Annotated in this window: 13 protein-coding genes; 5 read left to right on the top strand and 8 right to left on the bottom strand. The window is 68.4% G+C overall.

Annotated features, from left to right (window positions below):
• Positions 1 to 41 precede the first annotated feature (41 nt).
• Positions 42 to 1,064: a LacI family DNA-binding transcriptional regulator gene (locus tag FB560_RS00730; protein ID WP_141870607.1), complete on the bottom strand. Its 1,023-nt coding sequence runs from the start codon at positions 1,062 to 1,064 to the stop codon at positions 42 to 44.
• Positions 1,065 to 1,243: 179 nt separating this feature from the next.
• On the opposite strand from FB560_RS00730, the gene FB560_RS00725 reads away from it, so the two are divergent.
• From FB560_RS00725 to FB560_RS00705, 5 genes are all read left to right on the top strand, one after another.
• The gene (locus FB560_RS00725) at positions 1,244 to 2,539 is read left to right on the top strand and encodes an ABC transporter substrate-binding protein (RefSeq protein WP_141870606.1); all 1,296 of its coding nucleotides are present in this window, start codon (positions 1,244 to 1,246) and stop codon (positions 2,537 to 2,539) included.
• A gap of 65 nt (positions 2,540 to 2,604) precedes the next feature.
• Positions 2,605 to 3,510 carry a carbohydrate ABC transporter permease gene (locus FB560_RS00720; RefSeq protein ID WP_141870605.1) on the top strand — a complete coding sequence of 302 codons (906 nt, stop codon included), beginning with the start codon at positions 2,605 to 2,607 and terminating at the stop codon, positions 3,508 to 3,510.
• Positions 3,511 to 3,515: 5 nt separating this feature from the next.
• Positions 3,516 to 4,412, top strand: a complete 897-nt coding sequence (locus tag FB560_RS00715) for a carbohydrate ABC transporter permease (RefSeq protein WP_141870604.1) — start codon at positions 3,516 to 3,518, stop codon at positions 4,410 to 4,412.
• A 2-nt stretch (positions 4,413 to 4,414) separates the two neighbouring features.
• Entirely contained in the window at positions 4,415 to 6,277 is a 1,863-nt protein-coding gene (locus FB560_RS00710) for a glycoside hydrolase family 127 protein (RefSeq protein ID WP_407662539.1), read from the top strand.
• 73 nt (positions 6,278 to 6,350) lie between these two features.
• The gene (locus FB560_RS00705; RefSeq protein WP_229673368.1) at positions 6,351 to 6,785 is read left to right on the top strand and encodes a hypothetical protein; all 435 of its coding nucleotides are present in this window, start codon (positions 6,351 to 6,353) and stop codon (positions 6,783 to 6,785) included.
• A 60-nt stretch (positions 6,786 to 6,845) separates the two neighbouring features.
• Here the strand turns inward: FB560_RS00705 and FB560_RS00700 are convergent, their stop codons facing one another.
• The 7 genes from FB560_RS00700 to FB560_RS00670 form a co-directional block, all read right to left on the bottom strand.
• Complete coding sequence (locus FB560_RS00700; protein ID WP_141870602.1) at positions 6,846 to 7,883, bottom strand: ABC transporter permease; 1,038 nt, start codon at positions 7,881 to 7,883, stop codon at positions 6,846 to 6,848.
• On the bottom strand, positions 7,880 to 8,956 hold the full coding sequence (locus FB560_RS00695; RefSeq protein ID WP_141870601.1) for an ABC transporter permease: 1,077 nt from the start codon (positions 8,954 to 8,956) through the stop codon (positions 7,880 to 7,882). The genes FB560_RS00700 and FB560_RS00695 overlap by 4 nt, the downstream gene beginning before the upstream one ends.
• Complete coding sequence (locus FB560_RS00690) at positions 8,953 to 10,587, bottom strand: sugar ABC transporter ATP-binding protein (protein WP_141870600.1); 1,635 nt, start codon at positions 10,585 to 10,587, stop codon at positions 8,953 to 8,955. The genes FB560_RS00695 and FB560_RS00690 overlap by 4 nt, the downstream gene beginning before the upstream one ends.
• 71 nt (positions 10,588 to 10,658) lie before the next feature.
• A complete protein-coding gene (locus tag FB560_RS00685; RefSeq protein WP_141870599.1) occupies positions 10,659 to 11,660 on the bottom strand; it encodes a substrate-binding domain-containing protein in 1,002 nt (333 codons plus the stop codon).
• A gap of 182 nt (positions 11,661 to 11,842) precedes the next feature.
• Complete coding sequence (locus tag FB560_RS00680; RefSeq protein WP_141870598.1) at positions 11,843 to 13,384, bottom strand: sugar ABC transporter ATP-binding protein; 1,542 nt, start codon at positions 13,382 to 13,384, stop codon at positions 11,843 to 11,845.
• The gene (locus FB560_RS00675) at positions 13,384 to 14,403 is read right to left on the bottom strand and encodes a LacI family DNA-binding transcriptional regulator (protein WP_141870597.1); all 1,020 of its coding nucleotides are present in this window, start codon (positions 14,401 to 14,403) and stop codon (positions 13,384 to 13,386) included. Before FB560_RS00675 ends, FB560_RS00680 begins: the two co-directional genes overlap by 1 nt.
• Before the next feature lie 126 nt (positions 14,404 to 14,529).
• The gene (locus FB560_RS00670) at positions 14,530 to 18,894 is read right to left on the bottom strand and encodes a family 43 glycosylhydrolase (protein ID WP_229673366.1); all 4,365 of its coding nucleotides are present in this window, start codon (positions 18,892 to 18,894) and stop codon (positions 14,530 to 14,532) included.
• Positions 18,895 to 18,987: the final 93 nt, after the last annotated feature.

Genomic DNA, 18,987 nt, shown 5'->3' with positions numbered 1-18,987 from the left:
GGGCCCTTCGACGGGCTCAGGGACCCCGCGCGACGCCGAACTCAGCGGCGGGCGATGGTCGAGCCGCGGATCACCAGCCGTACGGGCATGTGGTGCGCGCCCTCGCCGATGTCGACACCGTCGATCGCGTCGAACACCCGCTGGGCGGCCTGGCGTCCGAGCTGCTGCAGGTTCGCGTCGATGCTGGTGAGCTCGGGGCGCGCGTTGGTGGCGAGCACCTCCCAGTTGTCGTAGCCGATCACCGCGAGGTCGTCGGGCACGGAGCGACCGAGGTCACGCGCGGAATCGAGCACACCGCGGGCGATCTGGTCGGAGCCGCAGAAGACCGCGTCGATGTCGGGATGCCGCTGCAGCAGCAGCGCGCCGGCGTCGCGACCCCAGTGCTCCGTCCACTCCGAGAGCATCGGCTCGCCGACCAGTTCGAGCCCGGCCTCGCCGAGCGCGGCCCTGGCTCCGGCGAGACGGTCCTGCGCCGCCGCGTAGGACGGCTCCCCCGAGATGTGCGCGATGCGCCGCCGCCCGCACGCGAGGAGGTGCTCGATCGCGAGACGTCCGCCGGCGTAGTTGTCGGGGGTGAGCGAGAGGTCGCGCGGATCGTCCGACGGCGCGTAGGCGTAGACCACCGGCACCGGGATGTCCTGGCCGAGCGAGGGGCGGGGGTCGGTCTGCCTGCCCACCACGATGATGCCGTCGACGCGCCGACTCAGCAGCTCCTTGAGGTGGTGCTGCTCGCGGATGGCGTCGCCGCGCGCATCGCACAGGAACACGTTGATCCGCCCGGCGCCGAAGGCGTCTTCCGCGCCCATCAGGATCGGGATCATGAAGCGGCCTTCCAGGTCGCTCGTGAGCAGTCCGACGGTGCCGGTGCGCCCCGCGAGCAGGCCGCGCGCCATCGCGTTGGGCGTGAAGGAGAGCTCATCGGCGATCGCCTGCACCCTGGCCCTGGTCACGGCGGAGACATCGCCCCGGTCGTTCAGCGCCTTGGATGCCGTCGAGATCGACACCCCGGCGCGCGCGGCGACATCGCCGAGGGTCACCGCCCGTGCTCCAGTCGCGTCGCTCATCCCACTCCCTGTTGCTGAAAGGTTATCGGAACGAGGGTTGACGCCCTCGCCGAAACCACGCTATACCTTCTCGAAAGGGTTTTCGTAGATTTCGAAGAACCTGATCTCCACACCCGCGCTGCACTGTCGAAGCGCCACACCGCACCCGCTCGAGGACGAGCCAAGAGGAGCTCCCACCCATGAACACCACCCGCACCCACGCCGTGCGCCGCGCATCCGCTGCGGTCGTCGCGGCCGGACTGCTCGCCGGCGCACTCGCCGCCTGCGCGCCCGCCGCCGACGACACCTCCGACGAGCCGATCACGGCCGAAGGCACCGACGACGGCTCGACCCTGACGCTGTGGACCCGCGCTCCGATCGAGCGCCAGGCCAAGCTGCTCGTCGACGCCTACAACGACAGCCACGAGAACCAGGTCGAGCTCACGGTCGTCCCCAACGACGACTACGTCGCCAAGGTGGGAGCCGCAGCCGGCTCCAACGGCCTCCCCGACCTGTTCGCCGCCGACATCGTCTACGTCCCCAACTGGGCGCAGCAGGGGCTCTTCGCCGACATCTCGGAGCAGATCGACGGCCTCGACTTCAAGGACGAGATCAACCAGGGTCACCTCGCAGCCGGCACGGTCGACGGCGCCGAGTACGTGCTGCCGTTCGCCCTGGACCTCTCGATGCTGTTCTGGAACAAGGAGCTGTTCACCGAAGCCGGCCTAGACCCCGACAAGGCACCGGCCACGCTCGAGGAGTTCGCGGATGCGGCCAAGGCCGTGCAGGCCCTGAACAAGCCCGACACCTACGGCACCGCGACCGGCCTCAACTGCGGCGGATGCCTGGTCTTCACCTGGTTCCCGTCGGTCTGGGCCTCCGGCGACCAGGTCATGAACGAGGACGGCACCGAGTCCCTGCTGAACGGCGACTCCGCCCAGGCCGTGTACGACACCTGGGCCGATCTGGAGGAGGCGGGAGCCGTGCTCCCCAGCTCGACGGACGAGGCGGGCCCGACGTGGACTGCGGCCTTCAGCGAGGGCAAGGTCGGCGTGATGCCGTTCCCCGCCACGCTGCTGCCGTCTCTCGAGTTCGACGCCGGTGTGGCCGGCATCCCCGGTGTCGACGGCGGGGTCTCGACGTTCGTCGGCGGCGACGGCATCGGCATCTCGAAGGACTCGAAGAAGTCCGCGCAGGCCTGGAACTTCCTCAACTGGATGATGTCGGAGGATGCGCAGGTCGAGGTGCTCGCGAAGGACGGCAACGCCGTCTCCCGCGGCGATCTGGCGAACAACGAGTACGCCGCTGCCGACCCGCGCCTGGTCACGATCAACGAGGTCGCAGCGCAGGGCAGCACGCCGGTCGCGCTGAACTTCCAGCAGGCGTTCAACGCACCGGGCAGCCCGTGGCTCTCGCTCATCCGCAACCGCGTGCTCAACGGGGACGACTCCGTCGACGCCGACAACGACGAGATCACCGCGATCCTCTCGCAGTGATCCCCCGGTGGGGGCGGCGCACACCGTCGCCCCCACCCTCCGACGACGTAGTGAAAGAGACCCAGATGACTTCGACCGCAACGCCGCTGCGCCGACGCCGCGCGCGCACCGGGTTCGGCGGCCCCGTGCAGGGATGGCTGTACGCCGCACCGACGGCGATCTTCGTGGCGCTGCTGTTCGTGGTGCCGCTCGTGCTGGTGCTGCAGATGTCGGCATCCGACTGGCCGCTGCTGAGCGGCAACCGCGGCCTGAACTTCCCCGAGAACTACGTGGACGCCGTCACCCACCGCCTGTTCTGGGACTCGATCCGCTTCACCCTGCTGTACACCGTCATCACGACCGTGATCCTGATCGGCCTCGGACTGGGCCTCGCCCTGCTGGTGCAGGAGTCCACGCGGTGGAAGGGGTTCCTCCGCACGGCGTTCCTCATCCCGAGCGCGCTGGGCCTGGCCTCCGCCTCGCTGCTGTTCTACGTGCTCTACTCCCCCATCGCCGGCCCGTTCGCCGCCCTGATGAAGTCCTGGGGGATCACGTTCCTCGGCACCCCCGAGGGCGCACTGTGGTCGACGATCTTCCTGATCGTGTGGCGCTTCGCCGGCTTCTACATGCTGCTGATGCTGGTCGGCCTGCAGGGCATCCCGGATGACGTCTACGAGGCCGCCCGCATCGACGGCGCCAGCCGCTGGCAGACCTTCCGCGACATCACGGTTCCGCTACTCAAGCCGACATTCGCGCTGACCACCGTGATGTGCGTCACCGGATCGCTGCTCGCCTTCGAGCAGTTCTACATCCTGACCAAGGGCGGACCCGACAACAGCACCATGACCGTGGTGCAGCTGATCTACAACGTCGCCTTCCAGGGCCAGAACAGCCTCGGCATCGCCGGCGCCCTCTCGGTGATCGTGCTGCTGGCACTGATCGTCATCAACGTCTTCCAGCTGCGCGCCTTCCGGCGTCCGGACGAGAGCTGAGCACCATGTCGAACAATCAGACCCTGACGCGCACGATCGTCGCGCCGAATCATCAGCCGACCGTGCCGCGCTACCGCTCGAAGACGACGCGCATCATCTTCGGCATCCCCTACTGGGTGTTCACGACGGCTCTCGCGGTGATCTTCCTCTACCCGCTCATCTGGACCGGCGTCTCGTCGGTGAGCCCGAGGGCCGGCACCAGCCAGACCGACGGCTGGGGCTTCGGCAACTACGCCGCGCTCGGCGAATACCAGGCGGGCATCTGGGTGTACCTCGGCAACTCCCTGTTCGTCTCGGTGCTCACGGTCGCCCTCACGCTGTTCATCTCGCTGCTGGGCGGATACGCGTTCGCGCGGTTCTCGTTCCCCGGCAAGAACGCACTGTTCCTGCTGACCCTGGCGATCCTGATGGTGCCTTACGCGACGCTCCTGATCCCGCTGTACGTGATCCTGAACGCGGTGGGCCTGCAGAACTCGCTGGTCGGCGTCGCGCTGGTGATCACGATGTTCCAACTGCCGTTCTCGATGTTCATGATGCGCATCTCGTTCGAGTCCGTGCCGAAGGAGATGGACGAGGCGGCGATGGTCGACGGCTGCTCCAGCTGGGGCGCCCTGTGGCGCGTGCTGCTGCCGGCCGTGAAGCCGGGCCTGGTCACGGTCGGCCTGTTCGCCTTCCTGACGGCGTGGAACGACTTCATGGCGCCGCTGATCCTGATCAACGATTCCAACCGGATGACGCTGCCTCTCGCGGTGACGAACCTCCGCGGTCAGGTGCAGGGCGTCGTCGACTACGGCGCGACCGAGGCGGGGGTCGTCGTACTGGCGCTGCCCTGCATCGTGCTCTTCCTGATCCTCCAACGACACTATGTGCGCGGATTCATGTCCGGCGCTTTCAAGGGATGACGATGTTCGACAGCACTGCACCGGTCGCCCCGGTGGTTCCCCGCCATGGGCGCCTGCGCCCGCTCGGCCTCTCCGAGGTACGCATCACGGGAGGGTTCTGGGGCGAGCGCCAGGACGTGAACGGCGCGGCGACGCTCACGCACATCGAATCGCGGCTCGAGTCCGAGGGGTGGCTGCCGAACTTCGACCTCGCCGCCGCGGGCGCGCTCCCCGAAGGACGCCGCGGGCGGGAGTTCGCGGACTCGGAGGTCTACAAGTATCTCGAGGCCCTCGCCTGGGAGATCGGGCGTACGGATGCCGCCGCCGCCGACCCGCTCGAGCAGCGGTTCCGCGCCGTGGTCTCCCGGATCGCCGCCGCCCAGGAGTCCGACGGCTACCTGAACACGCGCTTCGGTCGGCCCGGACAGGGCGACCGGTGGTCGGATCTGGAGTGGGGACACGAGCTGTACTGCCTCGGGCACCTGTTCCAGGCGGCCGTGGCCCGCCACCGCACCCGTCCGGACGCCGACGACGGGCTGGTCGGCATCGCCCGCCGTGCCGCCGACCTGGTGTGCCGGGAGTTCGGGGCGGACGGACGCGATGCGATCTGCGGTCACGCCGAGGTGGAGGTCGGCCTCGCCGAGCTCGGCCGTGCGCTCGACGAGCAGCGCTACATCGACCAGGCCGCGCTGTTCGTGGAACGGCACGGGCGCGGCTCCCTGCGCGAGATCGAGTGGGGGCAGGAGTACTTCCAGGACGACGTGCCGGTGCGTGACGCCGAGGCGCTGCGCGGGCACGCCGTGCGGGCGAACTACCTGGCGTCCGGGGCGACCGATGTCGCGGTCGAGCGCGACGACGCCGCCCTGCTCGACGCGCTGCGGGGCCAGTGGGAACGCACGGTCGAGCGCCGCACCTACGTGACCGGCGGCCAGGGTTCGCACCATCAGGACGAGGCCTTCGGCGACGACTGGGAGCTGCCGCCGGACCGCGCCTATTCCGAGACCTGCGCGGGCATCGGCTCGGTGATGTTCTCGTGGCGTCTGCTGCTGGCGACCGGCGAGACGGCACACGCCGACCTGATCGAGCGCACGCTGTTCAACGTCGTGGCGACCTCGCCGGCGCCGGACGGGAAGGCGTTCTACTACGCCAACACGCTGCATCAGCGCGTTCCGGGTGTTCCGGCCGACCCGGAGGGCACCTCGCCGCGGGCCTCGTCGTCGCTGCGGGCGCCGTGGTTCGAAGTATCGTGCTGCCCGCCGAACGTGGCGCGCACCTTCGCCAGTCTCGCCGCGTATGTCGCCACGGCCGATGACGAGGGCGTGCAGCTGCATCAGTATGCCCCCGCACAGGTGCGCACGAGCTTGCCAGACGGACGAGCCGTGGCCTTCGACGTCGCGACCGGGTATCCCGTCGACGGCACCATCCGGATCACGATCGTCGAGGACGCGGAGTTCGTGCTGACGCTGCGGGTGCCCTCCTGGGCGTCGGACGCGGTGCTGCGGGTGACGACGGAAGAGGGGCTCTCGGAGAAGTCCGTGCTGCCGGGGACCGCGGCGGTGGAGCGGGCGTTCCGCGTCGGCGACGTCGTCGAGCTCGTGCTGCCCCTGGTCGCACGGGTGAGCGCGCCGCATCCCATGATCGACGCGGTACGCGGATGCGTGGTCGTCGAGCGCGGACCCGAGGTGTGGGCGCTGGAATCGGTCGATTTCGGGGCGGATGTGGCAGAGGCCGTCGTCGCCGGAGACCCTGTCGAGGTCGAGGGACGGGTGGCGCTGCCGCTGCGGCGCCGGTCCTCGGGCGAGGTCGCCGAGGTGCCGCTGGTGCCGTATCACGACTGGGCGCAGCGCGGCCCTTCGACCATGCGGGTCTGGGTGCCGACGGTCTGATCAGGCGCGGGACCGGGGATTTCTCCCGGTCCCGTGACCTCGGCGGCGCGCGTCCCGGCGCTACCGTGGAGCCATGCGTTCGACTCAGCGCCCGCCCCGCGCCCTCCGGTTCGGCCTCATCGGCATCGCAGCCTTCAACCTGCTCTCGGCGCTGGCCGGCATGGTGGGCCTGACCGTCGGTGGCGGGATGGGGCTCCCGCTCGCATGGATCGAGGGGAGCATCTTCTCGTCGTACTTCTGGCCCGGCGTCATCCTCGGGATCGTCGTCGGCGGGGTGCAGGTGCTCGCACTGCTCTCGCAGCTGCGCGGCTACCGCGTCGCCTGGGGCCTGCACGCCGCCGCCGGCCTGACGATGATGATCTGGATCTTCGTGGAGATCGCGATCATGCTCGTGTGGTCTCCCCTGCACGGGATCTACTTCGTCACGGGGCTGCTCCAGACGATCCTCGCGGTGCTCGCCCTCGGGGCGTGGCCGCGGCCGTTCCTCGCGCGGACACCGCGCGCCTGAGACGACGAACGCTCCACCCGAACTCAGCGGTCGGGTGGAGCGTTCGAGCGGACGCGCTCGCTATTCCTTCTTGCGCGTCACCACGCGCTGCAGCAGCACGAAGACCAGCAGGATGCCGCCCGTGATGATGGTGGTCATCTCCGGGGGGATGCCGCCGTCGCGGGTGATGAGCACGGTCATGAGGCCGAGCACGAGCGCTCCGACGACCGAGCCGAGCACGTAGCCGTAGGCACCGGTGAGAACCGTTCCTCCGATGACGGCGGCGGCGATCGCGTCGAGCTCCCAGCCGATGCCGGTGATGTTCTGGGCCGTCCCGAGCCGGGCCGTGTAGAGCACGGCGGCGAGCCCGGCGAGCGAGCCGCTGATCACGTAGACGAGGACCTTGGTGCGCGGCACGGGGAGCCCCATCAGCAGCGCGGAGTTCTCGGATCCGCCGATCGCGTAGACGGTGCGTCCTGTCCGGGTGCGGTGCAGCACGAAGAAGGCGACGAGCACCACGACGATCGCGATGATCACGGCCGGGGTGATGACGAGGTCGTTCACCTTCGGTCCGTCGATGATCTTGATCTTCTCGGCGATCAGCCGGATCGGCGACTCGGCCGGGAGCTGCTCCGGCTTGGTGCTCAGCAGGGACGCGAGGCCGCGCCCGAGGAACATCATGGCGAGGGTCGCGATGAACGGCTGCACGTTGAAGTATCGGATCAAGACGCCGGAGACGAGTCCGAAGAGCCCTCCGATGACGATCATGAGCACGATCACGACGAGCGGATTCCACCCGGCGTTCGAGAGCATGACGCCCGCGACCGACGAGACCGCGATGACCGAGCCGACCGACAGGTCGATGCCGCCGGTGAGGATGACGAACGTGAGGGCGACGGCGAGCACGATGAGGTGCGCGTTGTTGATCAGCAGGTTCGACAGGGTGCTCGCCTGCACGATCTTCCCGTAGGCGATCTCGCCGTACACGATCATGCCGACGAAGATGATCACCGAGGCGATGGTCGGGACGACCGACGGATTCGCGGTGAGCTGACGACGCATCCGATCGAGGAAGCTCGGGCCGGCACTCTGGACGGGTGCTGCTGCGATGACGCTCATGCTGCCGCCTCCTTCATGATCTCGACTCGCGGCGAAGGGGTCTGCGCCTTCTTGCGACGTTGGAACCAGCTGCGCACCCGCTCGGACTGCAGCAGGCAGATGGCGACGATCACGATCGCCTTGAATGCCGGGGTGGCGGACGACGAGACGCCGAGGAACAGCACGGTCTTGTCGAGGGTCGCGATCAGGAGGGCACCGACGAAGGCGCCGCTGAGCGAGAACTTGCCACCCGCGAGCGAGGCTCCTCCGATGACGACGGCGAGGATCGCGTCCAGCTCGAGCTGGTAGCCGGTGCGGGAGATGTCGACCGTCATGACGCTGCCGACCGACATCACCCCGGCGATGCCCGCGAGGATGCCGCTGAGCACGTAGGTCGTCAGCAGGAGGCCCTTCGGCTTGATCCCGGCCATCCGGCTCGCCTTGGGGTTGATGCCGATGGCCTCGATCATGAGGCCGAGGGCGCTGCGGCGCACCACCCACGCCACGACCAGGACGATCACCACGGCGAGGAGGAACACCACGGGGATGCCGATGACGAAGCCGTTCGCGATCCACCGGAACGGATCGCTCGACGCCGCCGTGTTCTGGCCGCCGGTGATGACCTTGGCGATGCCTCGCCCGGCGAGCATCAGCACGAGGGTCGCGATGAACGGTTGCAGCCCGACGTAGGCGACGAGGATGCCGTTCACCGCGCCGAGGATCGCCGTGACGAGCAACGCGAGCCCCACGGCGGCGAGGGCGACGCCGACCGAGCCGGAGTCGTTCGCCGCTGCGAGGAACTCCATCGACACTGCTCCGGCGACGGCCATCAGCGAGCCGACCGAGAGGTCGATGCCGCCGGTCGCGATCACGAGCGACATGCCGATCGCGATCATCATGATCGGTGCCGCCTGGCGGAGGATGTCGATCAGGTTGCCGACGAGGTTGCCGTTGTTCGGGTTGATCGAGATCGCGAGATATGTCGGATCCTTCAGCACGTTCAGCGCGAGCAGCGCGACGATCGCGACGATGCCCCAGAAGAACGGTTTGCGGATCAGGTCGCGCCACATGGACGCACGAGCGGATGCGCTCATCGGGTCTCCCCCTCGAGGGTCTCTGGCTGCACATCGGAAGCGGCGACGGGTGCGACGTGGACGACCTCGATCGCGTCGAGCTCCTGCTCGAGAGTCGTCGCCGCGGCCTCCACACCGTGCGCGGCGATCACGTCGACGATCTCCTGCGCCGTGACGTCGGGGCCGTTCTGGATCTCACCGATCTTGCTGTGGTCCTTGAGCACGACGATCCGCTCGGAGAGACGCACGACCTCCTCGAGCTCGGACGAGACGAAGACGACGGCGACGCCCTGGTCTGCGAGCTCCGCGACGGCCTCCTGGATCTCGGCCTTCGCGCCGACATCGATGCCTCGGGTGGGTTCATCCAGGATCAGGAGTTCCGGCTCGGTGGCGAGCCACCGTCCGAGGAGCACCTTCTGCTGGTTGCCGCCCGAGAGGTTCTTGATCATCCGCTCCGGATCGGCCGGTCGCACGTTGAGCGCCGCGATGTACTTGTCGACGATCGCGTCCTGCTCCTTGCGCGGCATGGGCCGCGCCCACCCGCGCTTGGCCTGGACGGCGAGGATCATGTTCTCGCGGATCGTGAGGTCGCCGATGATGCCCTCGTCCCGACGGTTCTCGGTCGAGAAGGCGATGCGCTGCGAGAGAGCGGCGGACGGCGAGGAGAGATCGACCTTGCGCCCCTTGACGGTGATCTCGCCGGACTCGCTGCGGTCTGCGCCGTAGAGCAGACGCGCGAGTTCGGTGCGCCCCGAGCCGAGGAGCCCGGCGAAGCCGACGACCTCCCCTGGACGGATCTCGAGGTCGGTGGCGTGCACCGCGCCGGCGCGCGAGATGCCGGATGCCGAGAGGAACGCCGCCTCGTCGGCGTCGCGCGGGGTGGTACGGCGGTTGCCGCCGAGCGACTTCAGCGCATCGAGGTCCTTGCCGATCATCCGGGAGATGAGCGCATGCCTGTCGAGGTCGCGGGTGAGGTACTCGCCCTCGTACTGCCCGTTGCGCAGGACCGTGAGACGGTCGCTGATCGCATAGATCTGGTCGAGGAAGTGCGAGACGAAGAGGATCGCGACGCCCTGGTCGCGCAGGGTGCGCATCACGGTGAAGAGACCCTCGACCTCCGCGGCGTCGAGACTCGACGTCGGCTCATCGAGGATGAGGACCTTGGCCTTGATCGCCATGGCCCTGCTGATCGCGACGAGCTGCTGCATCGCGATCGAGAGCGTGGAGAGCGGCTGGTGGGTGTCGAGATGGTCCAGCCCGAGCCGGGCGAGCGCCTCGGTGGCGGCGCGGTGGGTGGCCCGCCAGTTGACGCCGAGGACACCGCGCACCTCGTGCCCGAGCATGACGTTCTCACCGATGGTGAGGTTGGGGGCGAGGTTCACCTCCTGGTAGACGGTCGAGATCCCGGCGGCCTGCGCGTCGCCCGTGCCGGCGAAGCTGCGCTCCTGGCCGGCGACGACGATCGAGCCTGCATCGATCCGGTAGACACCGGTGAGGGCCTTGATCAGCGTCGACTTGCCCGCGCCGTTCTCTCCCATGAGCGCGTGGACCTCGCCCTGGAAGAGGCGGAAGTCGACTCCGTCGAGTGCCTTCACGCCGGGGAATTCGATGGTGATCCCGCGCATCTCGACGATGGGCAGTTCTTCGTTCATCGTTGTCTCTCCGTCTGTCCGGCCTCGGGGACGACGCCGTCGGCGCCGTCCCCGAGGTCACGGGGTGGTGCTCAGTACTTGCGGTCCGCCAGAACGGCCTTGGCCGCATCCGCCGAGTCGAACGCCTCGCTCGGAACGATGATGTAGGACTCGACCGAGTCGCCGGCCAGAGCCTTCTCGACGACCTCGAGTGCCGTCTCACCGAACAGCGGGTTGTACTCGTGCACGTAGCTGAGCTGACCGTCGGCGAGCGCCTGCATCGCGTTCTTCGTACCGTCGATCGTGGCGATCTTCACGTCGGTGCCGATGACCAGACCGGCTTCCTCTGCGGCCTGAGCTGCGCCGAGACCCATCTCGTCGTTCTGGGCGAAGACGAACTGGATGTCGTTGTTGTTGGCCTTGAGCATGGTCTCGAAGACGCTCTTGCCCTCCTCCGCCGACCAGTTCGCGGTCTGGGCGTCGACCTTGTTCAGCGTGGAGTCGCCGAGGCCCTCGTCGAAGCCCTGGTTGCGCTCGTTCACGACGCCGACACCGGCCGGTCCTTCGAGGACCACGTAGTTGCCGCCGTCGGGGAACTCGGCTGCCGCCCAGGTTCCGACCTCCTTGGCGACCTCGATGTTGTCGGGGGCGATGCGGGTGACGTACAGGCTCGTGTCGTTGGGCTCGATGCCGCGGTCGAGCAGGATGACGGGGATCTCAGCCTCCTGCGCGAGCTTGAGGGAGTCCTCCCAGCCGCTGGCCTCGGTCGCCGACAGGAGGATCACATCGACGTCCTCATCGACGAACGACGTGAACGCGTCGATCTGCGACTTCTGGTCGAGGTTCGTGGCGGGGGCGTACTTCAGGTTGAAGCCGGCCTCTTCCGTGAACGTGTCCTGGATGTTGCTCTCGTTCGCCTGACGCCATGCGCCCTCGGGGCCGACGGCGACGAAACCGACCGTGGTGAGCTCTCCCGAGTCGCCGGAGTCACCGGCATCGCCGGAGTCTCCGCTCGAGCATGCGGTCAGACCGAGCGCGAGCGCGCCGACGGCGACGAGCCCCAGAACTGTACGAGTGCGCTTCATTGCAGACATTTGATCTCCTCCTCGAGATTCCGGGTCGTTTCCCGGGGGTGGACCGTGCCGGTCCAGATGTGATGACAGGACGCCTGGAGGGGCGTCGCGTGGATCATGTTACCGGGAACAATTTTCGGAACACAAGCACATCCGGAGATTCGGGGGCGGTTCGTGATGAATTCGTTGTTACCGGACACACCTCAGTCGTCCAGCGGATCCAGTTCCGCGGCGATCAACTCCACGACGCTGTCGACCGTCACCGCGGGACCGTTGCTGAGTTCGCCGATCTTGTCGCGGTCCTTGAGCACCACGATCCGGTCGCTGAGGCGCACGACCTCTTCGAGCTCGGAAGAGATGAAGACCACTCCGACACCGTCTCCGGCGAGCTGGCTGACCCGCCGCTGGATGTCGAGCTTCGCGGCGATGTCGATGCCACGCGTGGGCTCGTCGAGGATCAGCACGTGAGGCCTGGTCGCCAACGCGCGCGCGAGCAGCACCTTCTGCTGCGTGCCTCCGGAGAGGTGACCCGCCGGTCGCGCGAGATCCGCGGGGTCCAGGTGCAGCGTCTCGACGTAGGTGTCGGCGAGCGCCGCGATCTCCGACGGAGACAGCGGTCTCGTCCATCCGCGCAGTGCCTGCAGCGAGAGCACGATGTTCTCGCGCGCGGTCAGCTCGGCGATAATGCCGTCCGTTCTCCTGTTCTCGACCGACATCGCGATCCGGCTCTTCAACGCGGCCGAGGGACTGCGCAGCTGCACACGGTCGCCGTCGACCCTGAGCTGACCGCTGTCCGCGCGGAGCGACCCGCCCAGCAGCGAGGCGAGTTCGGTGCGTCCGGAGCCGCGGAGCCCTGCGAGCCCGACGATCTCTCCCCGGTACACGTCGATGTCGGTGGGATCGAGCTCCCCGCGGCGACCGACCCCCGTCGCCCGCAGTGCAGGTTCACCATCGGCCGCGTAGTGATGAGCCTTGCGTTCGGAGCCGAGCGCGCGCAGCGCCTCGAGATCCTTGCCCAGCATCTGCGAGATGAGGTCGGCCCGCTCGAGCTCGCGCGTGGGGGTCTCGGCGATCCGACGCCCACCGCGCAGCACCGTCATCCGGTCGCTGATCGCGAAGGCCTGCTCGAGGAAGTGCGACACGAACAGGATCGCGACCCCGCGGTCGCGGAGCCCCCTGATCACCCGCATCAGCAGATCGACCTCGGGGCGATCCAGGCTCGACGTCGGCTCGTCGAGGACGAGGATGCGCGGGTCGTCGACCATCGAGCGGGCGAGCGCGACCAGCTGCTTCTGTGCGGGCGACAACATCCCCATGGGCGTCCGCGGATCCATGTCGTCCAGACCGAGTCGGGACAGCGCGTCCGCGGCATCCGCCCTCGTGCGCTTCCAGTCGATGCCGAAGCGTCCGCGACGCTCCCGGCCGAGCATGACGTTCTCCGCCACGCTGAGCGTTGGACCGAGCTGGGTCTCCTGGAACACGGTTGCGATGCCGGCCGCCCGCGCGTCGGCGACGCCCGAGAACCGGCGCTCCTCCCCCGCGACGACGACGGTTCCGGCGACCGGGGTCCGCGTTCCGGTGAGCACGCCGATCAGGGTCGACTTGCCGGCACCGTTCTCGCCCATCAGCGCGTGCACCTCACCGGGGAACAACCGGAAGTCGATGTCGTCGAGCGCGACGACATCGGAGAACTCGACACGGATGCCGGTGAGCTCGACGATCGGGGTGTGGGCGCGCGATGCCATCAGCGCACCTGCCGGGGGGCGGCACTGGAGCCGCGGGCGACGAGTTCGGTCGGGATGCGGGTCAGCTTCGGCAGCTCGCGCTCTTCGAGGGCGGCGCGAAGCATCTCGACGACGGCGGCACCGAGGGCCGCGAAGTCCTGCCGGACGGTGGTCAACGGCGGCAGGAAGTGGCGGGCGAACGGCACGTCGTCGAAACCGACCACGCTGAGGTCCTTGGGAACCTCGAATCCGCGGTCGTGCAGTCCGTGGATGAGACCGATCGCCATGTCGTCGTTCGCGACGAAGACAGCCGTGTAGTCGGGCAGCCGGGTGAGCCCCTTCGCGAAGTCATAGGTGAAGTCCGCGGTCCAGTCGCCGACGACGATGGGGCGCTCACGGATGCCCCAGGACTTGGCCCTGGTGTGGAACGCGCGTTCGCGGGCCCTGGCGTCGAGCCAATCGAGCGGACCGGCGATATGGAGGATGTCGCGATGCCCGAGGGCGACGAGATGATCGACCACGAGCGAGGTGCCCGCGTGCTGATCGATCGAGACCGTGAGGAAGGTGGGGTCGGCATCCGCCTTGACGACGAGCATGGGCACGCTCAGCGAGATGCGCCGGAGTGCCGCCACCGACGACGACCGGGGAGCGATCACGCACAGCGCGTCGACGCCCTGGGTGGTGAGGTTGTCGACCGCGTCCTGCGGTGTCAGCGTGTCGCCCTCATGCAGGGCGACGGCACTGACTGAATAGCCCGAGGTGCGCGCGGCCATCTCGACGGCGCGCAGGATGCTGGTCGGCCCGAACGACACGGCACTCTCGATGATGACGCCGATGCGGTGGGTGCGCTGAGTCGCCAGAGCCCTGGCCACCATGTTCGGGCGGTAGTCGAGCTCCTCGATCGCCTCGAGCACGCGCCGACGCGTGTCCGGCTTGATGTTCGGATGACCGTTGAGCACCCGCGACACCGTCATGTGCGAGACGCCGGCGAGATCTGCCACGTGGCGGATGCCGGGCTTGTCGGAGCCGAGGCTGGCCATGAGCACCTCCGTCGGTCCCGCCTGGAGAGATGTTACCGAGAACAGGCTTCACGGTGCAATCGGCGCAGCGGGCGTGCCGGGCCCCGCCGCGCGAGGCGGCGGGGCCCGGTCAGCCGGTGCGGTCGCTCAGCCGCAGGAACCAGCCGCGACCGTCGCCCTCACGGACGCATCCGTGGCTCCCTCCGCGGTCGCGCTGACCGTCACGGCGCCGGCCGGGATCGCTGCCAGCCGCGTGGCGAACGTCGCCGACGCCGTCTTCCCGGCCGCGATCACGACGTCCTTGCTTCCGTACGCGCCATCGATCGACGCGGTGACCGCACGATCCGAACCGTTGGTGACCGTGACCACGAGCGTGAGCTTGCCGGCCACACACCGCGTCGCGGTGGTCGCAGTGACATCGAGCCGCGCACCGACGGTCTGCGCGGCGACACCCGTGAGGGTGGGCTGCACGGTCTGGAAGAGCCCATCGGCGCCGATCGTCACGCGGTCGATGGTCGTCTCACGGTTCTGCCCGTCTCCACCCGGCATCGCGAAGCGGTGGTAGGCGATGTACCAGTCATCCGTGCCCGGCACGTTGATGATCGAGCTGTGCCCCGTGGCCAGGATCCCCAGCGAAGGGTCCTTCTGCAGGATCACGCCGCGATACGTCCACGGACCGTTGATGCTCGTGGCCGTGGCGTAACCGACGCGATAGTTCTCGGATCCGGTGTCATCGATCGAATACGTCAGGTGATACAGCCCCTTGCGGTAGTTGAGGAAGACGCCCTCGCGGAAGTCGGTCAGACCGTTGATCCGCTGGTAGGTGCCCGCTTTGATCGAGACCATGTCGTCGTTGAGCTCGGCGATGACCGGGCTGCCGTTGCCCCACGAGAGGTAGTACTTGCCGGTGACCGGATCGTGGAACGCGGCCGGGTCGATCGCCTGCCCCGAGGTGACGGACTCGTTGTTCACGATCATCGCCGTGGGCTGCGCGACGAAGGGACCGACAGGACTGTCGGCGACGGCCACTCCGATGGTCTTGCGGTCATAGGTGGGGTTGTGGCCGGAGAAGTAGAAGTAGTACTTACCTCCGCGCTCGATGATGGTCGGCGCCCAGGCATTCCCCGTCGCCCACGGAACGTTGCCGTTCGCTCCATCGAGGGTCAGGAAGGGCTCCTCCGAGCGGGTCCAGTCCACGAGGTCCTTCGACGACCAGACGTAGAAGTCCTTCCCGCCCCACCCGGCGTATCCGTCGGTCGTGGCGTAGATGTAATAGGTGTCTCCGAAGACGGCGATGTTCGGATCCGCATACAGACCGTCGAGCACCGGCGAGTTCACGATCTGCGCCGTGACCGTCCAGATCGCCTCCGAGCCGTCCGGTGCGGTGAGCGTGTACTCGACCGGTGAGGACAGGTCGACGACGGTTCCGGATGCCGGCGAGACCGTCACCCCTTCGGCGGCGGTGAACGTCGGGGCGAGTGCCGAGACATCCGTGCCCTTGACCAGCGGCAGTACCGCCGTGCGGTCGGCGCCGTCGGCGATCGGGGCGAGCTTGAGGGCCGACGCGTCTGCGAGCGAGATACCGGTGAGCTGGTCGAACGCCCCGGCCTGGGTGAGGATCTCGGATGCGGTGAGCGCCCGGTTGTAGACCTTCACATCGTCGAAGGAGCCCTGGAAGTAGCCGTCGGCGCCGTACATCGACTTGCCGAGGTAGCCGAGAAGGTTCGTCCCGAGACCGTCGACGGCGGTGTTCAGCGCGGCATTCTCGCCGAGTCTCACTCCATCGACGTACACCGTCATCCGCGCCCCGTCGAAGACGAGGTCGTAGTGGTGCCACTGCCCGGAGGAGACCGACCCGGTCACCGCCGACTCGTTCTGGTACGAGGCCTTCGTGATGGCGCTGCGCACGTCAGCACCCCGCACCCGGAGGAAGTAGTACGCGTTCGAGTCCTTGCCGAACGCGAACGTGAAGAAGTTGCCGCTGGACTTCTCGCTCTTCACATCCATCGACACCGTCATGGTGCGGCGACCGTCGAAGAAGCCCTGCGGGAACGATGCGAAGCCGTTGGTCGATCCGTCGACGCGGAGCACCTTGCCCCGCTCCGCATCCGTGACCACGGCCGCGGTGCCCGATGCGGTCAGATCCGCCGAGCCCGCCGAGTCCTGGAGCGTGCCGTCGTCGAAGGTGTACTCGGCGATCGCCTCCTCGGACGGTTGCTCCGGCTCGACCGGGTTCTCGCCGTAGGCGGCCAGTAGCCGCTCCTGCTCCTGCGCCGAGAGTCGGAGCACGGACCCATGCCGGAACGCCTTGTCGAAGGAGTACTGGTCAGCCCCGGTGCCGACCGCCAACTGGGTGAAGTCGAGGCTCGCCAGCGAGTCGGCGACGTGTGCGTAGTATCCGCTCTGGTCGCCCATCACCGCCCAGCGTCCGTCGGGCAGCTGATACACGGTCAGCCCCTCCATCGAGGCCTTGAGTCCGTGAGCCGCCGCCTCCCCGCGATCGATCACACGGGTCCAGGGACCGTCGAGGCTCGTGGCCGTGTCGACCACGGTCTGCCAGTCGGAGGTCGAGAACCGGTAGAAGACGCCGTCCTTCTCGGCGATCGTCGTGTCGATAATGTTCGCGCCGCCGGCGCCGTCGCCCTGTTCGTTGAGCGAGAGCCAGACCTCGGGCTCCGAGAACGTGACGAAGTCGCGGGTCTTGGTCAGGTACACGCGCAGCGCCCAGTCGTCGGTGCCGTTCTCGCTGCGATCGCGGGCGGACCAGTACACGTAGTACTCGCCGGTCGCCTCGTTGTAGGTCGCCTCCGGTGCCCACACGCATCCGGCCTGGTCGAACCCGGCGAAGACGATGCGCTGGTCGCTCCAGTTCACGAGGTCGGTCGATTCCCAGACCACGATGTTCTGGCTGGCGTTGAGCTGGTCCCAGCCGGAGCCGCCGGTCCCGCCGCCCTCCGCATGCAGATCGGTGCCGATGATCCAGTACTTGTCCCCCTCGGGGGCACGGACCAGGTGGGGGTCGCGCACCCCGAGGTCGCCGGCCAGGTTCGCGAGGATCGCGGCGTCGTCGTTGAGCTTCGACCACTGGAGGCCGTCCTGGCTGTAGCCGAGGAAGATCTTCTCGTATCCGCCCTCGGTCGCGAAGTGCGTCCACAGGTACCCGGCGGTGTAGTCGGTGTCGAGGCCCTGCGGCGCAGCGGTGACCGTCACCGGGATGCTGCGGGTCGCGGTGGTTCCGGCGACGGTCGCGGTGAGCACGACCTGCTGGTCGGCGGTGCCTCGGGTGACCACGCCTGCGGCCTTGCCGTCCTGCGCACGGGTCGTGATGGCGCCTGCGGGCGAAGCGCTCCAGGTGACGGCCGAGCCGTTCACTGCGCCATCGGTCGGCAGGGTGATGTTGCCACGGATGTCGGCGGCACCGGGGATCACGATCGCATCGAGGTCGGCCTGCGCGCGCGCATCCGCTCCGGGCTGTGCCAGAACGGTGACGGCGAACTCCTTCGTGGCCGAGGATCCGCCTCGGGTCAGGGTCGCCGTGAGCGTCACCGTCGCATCGGCGTCCCCTGCGGCGGGACGCGTGACGATGCCCGCATCAGAGACGGCGTCGGCGTCGCTCGACGACCAGGTCACCGTCGTGCCGTTCACCCCGGTGGAGGGCAGCACGAGGTCGGCGGTCACCGCACCGGTGTCGCCGATGCTCAGCGCGGCGCGGTCGCGTTGCACCCGCACGGCGTCGTCGGTGACCAGCGCTGCGACCTCACCGGCCGACAGTGCGACGTCGTAGATGCGGAAGTCGCGCACGTTGCCCAGCAGGAATCTGTCAGCGGAGTAGACCGAGCGCCCGATGTAGTTGGCCGCAGTGACGCCGGAGCCGATCTGCGCGGGGGTGGTCGTGACGCCGGTGTTCTGGGCGACCTGCACCCCGTCGAGGTAGAGCCTGCTCGTGTCGGTGGCGTCGTCGAGCGTGTAGGTGAGGGTCTTCCACGAACCGCGGGCGAGGTTCGCCGCGCTGTTCACGCCCTGCTCGGTCGACCAGTTCCCCGAAGCGATCGCGGCCCGGTAGGCGTCGCCGGTGGAGAACAGATATCCGTTGCCGACGCCCGAGGCGTCGGTGTTGCCCATCGCCCAGATCATGTACGCCGTCTTCTGCGCCGGGGCGACCAGCACCTCGGTGCTGACCGTGATCGAGGTGAGCCCGGCGAGCGTGTTCGCCGGCAGCGCCACGTGGTCGTCGACGCCGTCCAGAGCGATCCCCTCGGTGCCGGTGAGCGCCGCCCCGCCGACGATGACGCCGTCACGGCCGTTGCCGGAGCTGTCGTGCGCCGTCGTGCCTGCCGTCTCGTCGAAGGCGTATCGGAGCTGCAGATGCTCGTCTTCCGCCGCGGAGGCCGGAGTCACCGCGGCGAGCGGGGACGCGACGATCGCGCTCAGGGCGAGCCCGGCGACGAGGGAGCGGCGCGCACCGGTGCGGCGTACGCGCGAAGCGACAGGGGGGAGGGGAGGCAGCGTCATCGATGAGTCCTCGGTTCGTGGGCGAGCCGCCTCAGCGCGACTCTCCCAGAATGTTAGCGGAAACATTCCGTGACGTCGATGCCCTTCTCCTCC

It is taken from the genome of Microbacterium saperdae, from assembly GCF_006716345.1.
Taxonomy (GTDB): domain Bacteria; phylum Actinomycetota; class Actinomycetes; order Actinomycetales; family Microbacteriaceae; genus Microbacterium; species Microbacterium saperdae.
Note: the sequence above shows the minus strand (reverse complement) of the source record. Positions and strands in the feature narration are given on the sequence as shown.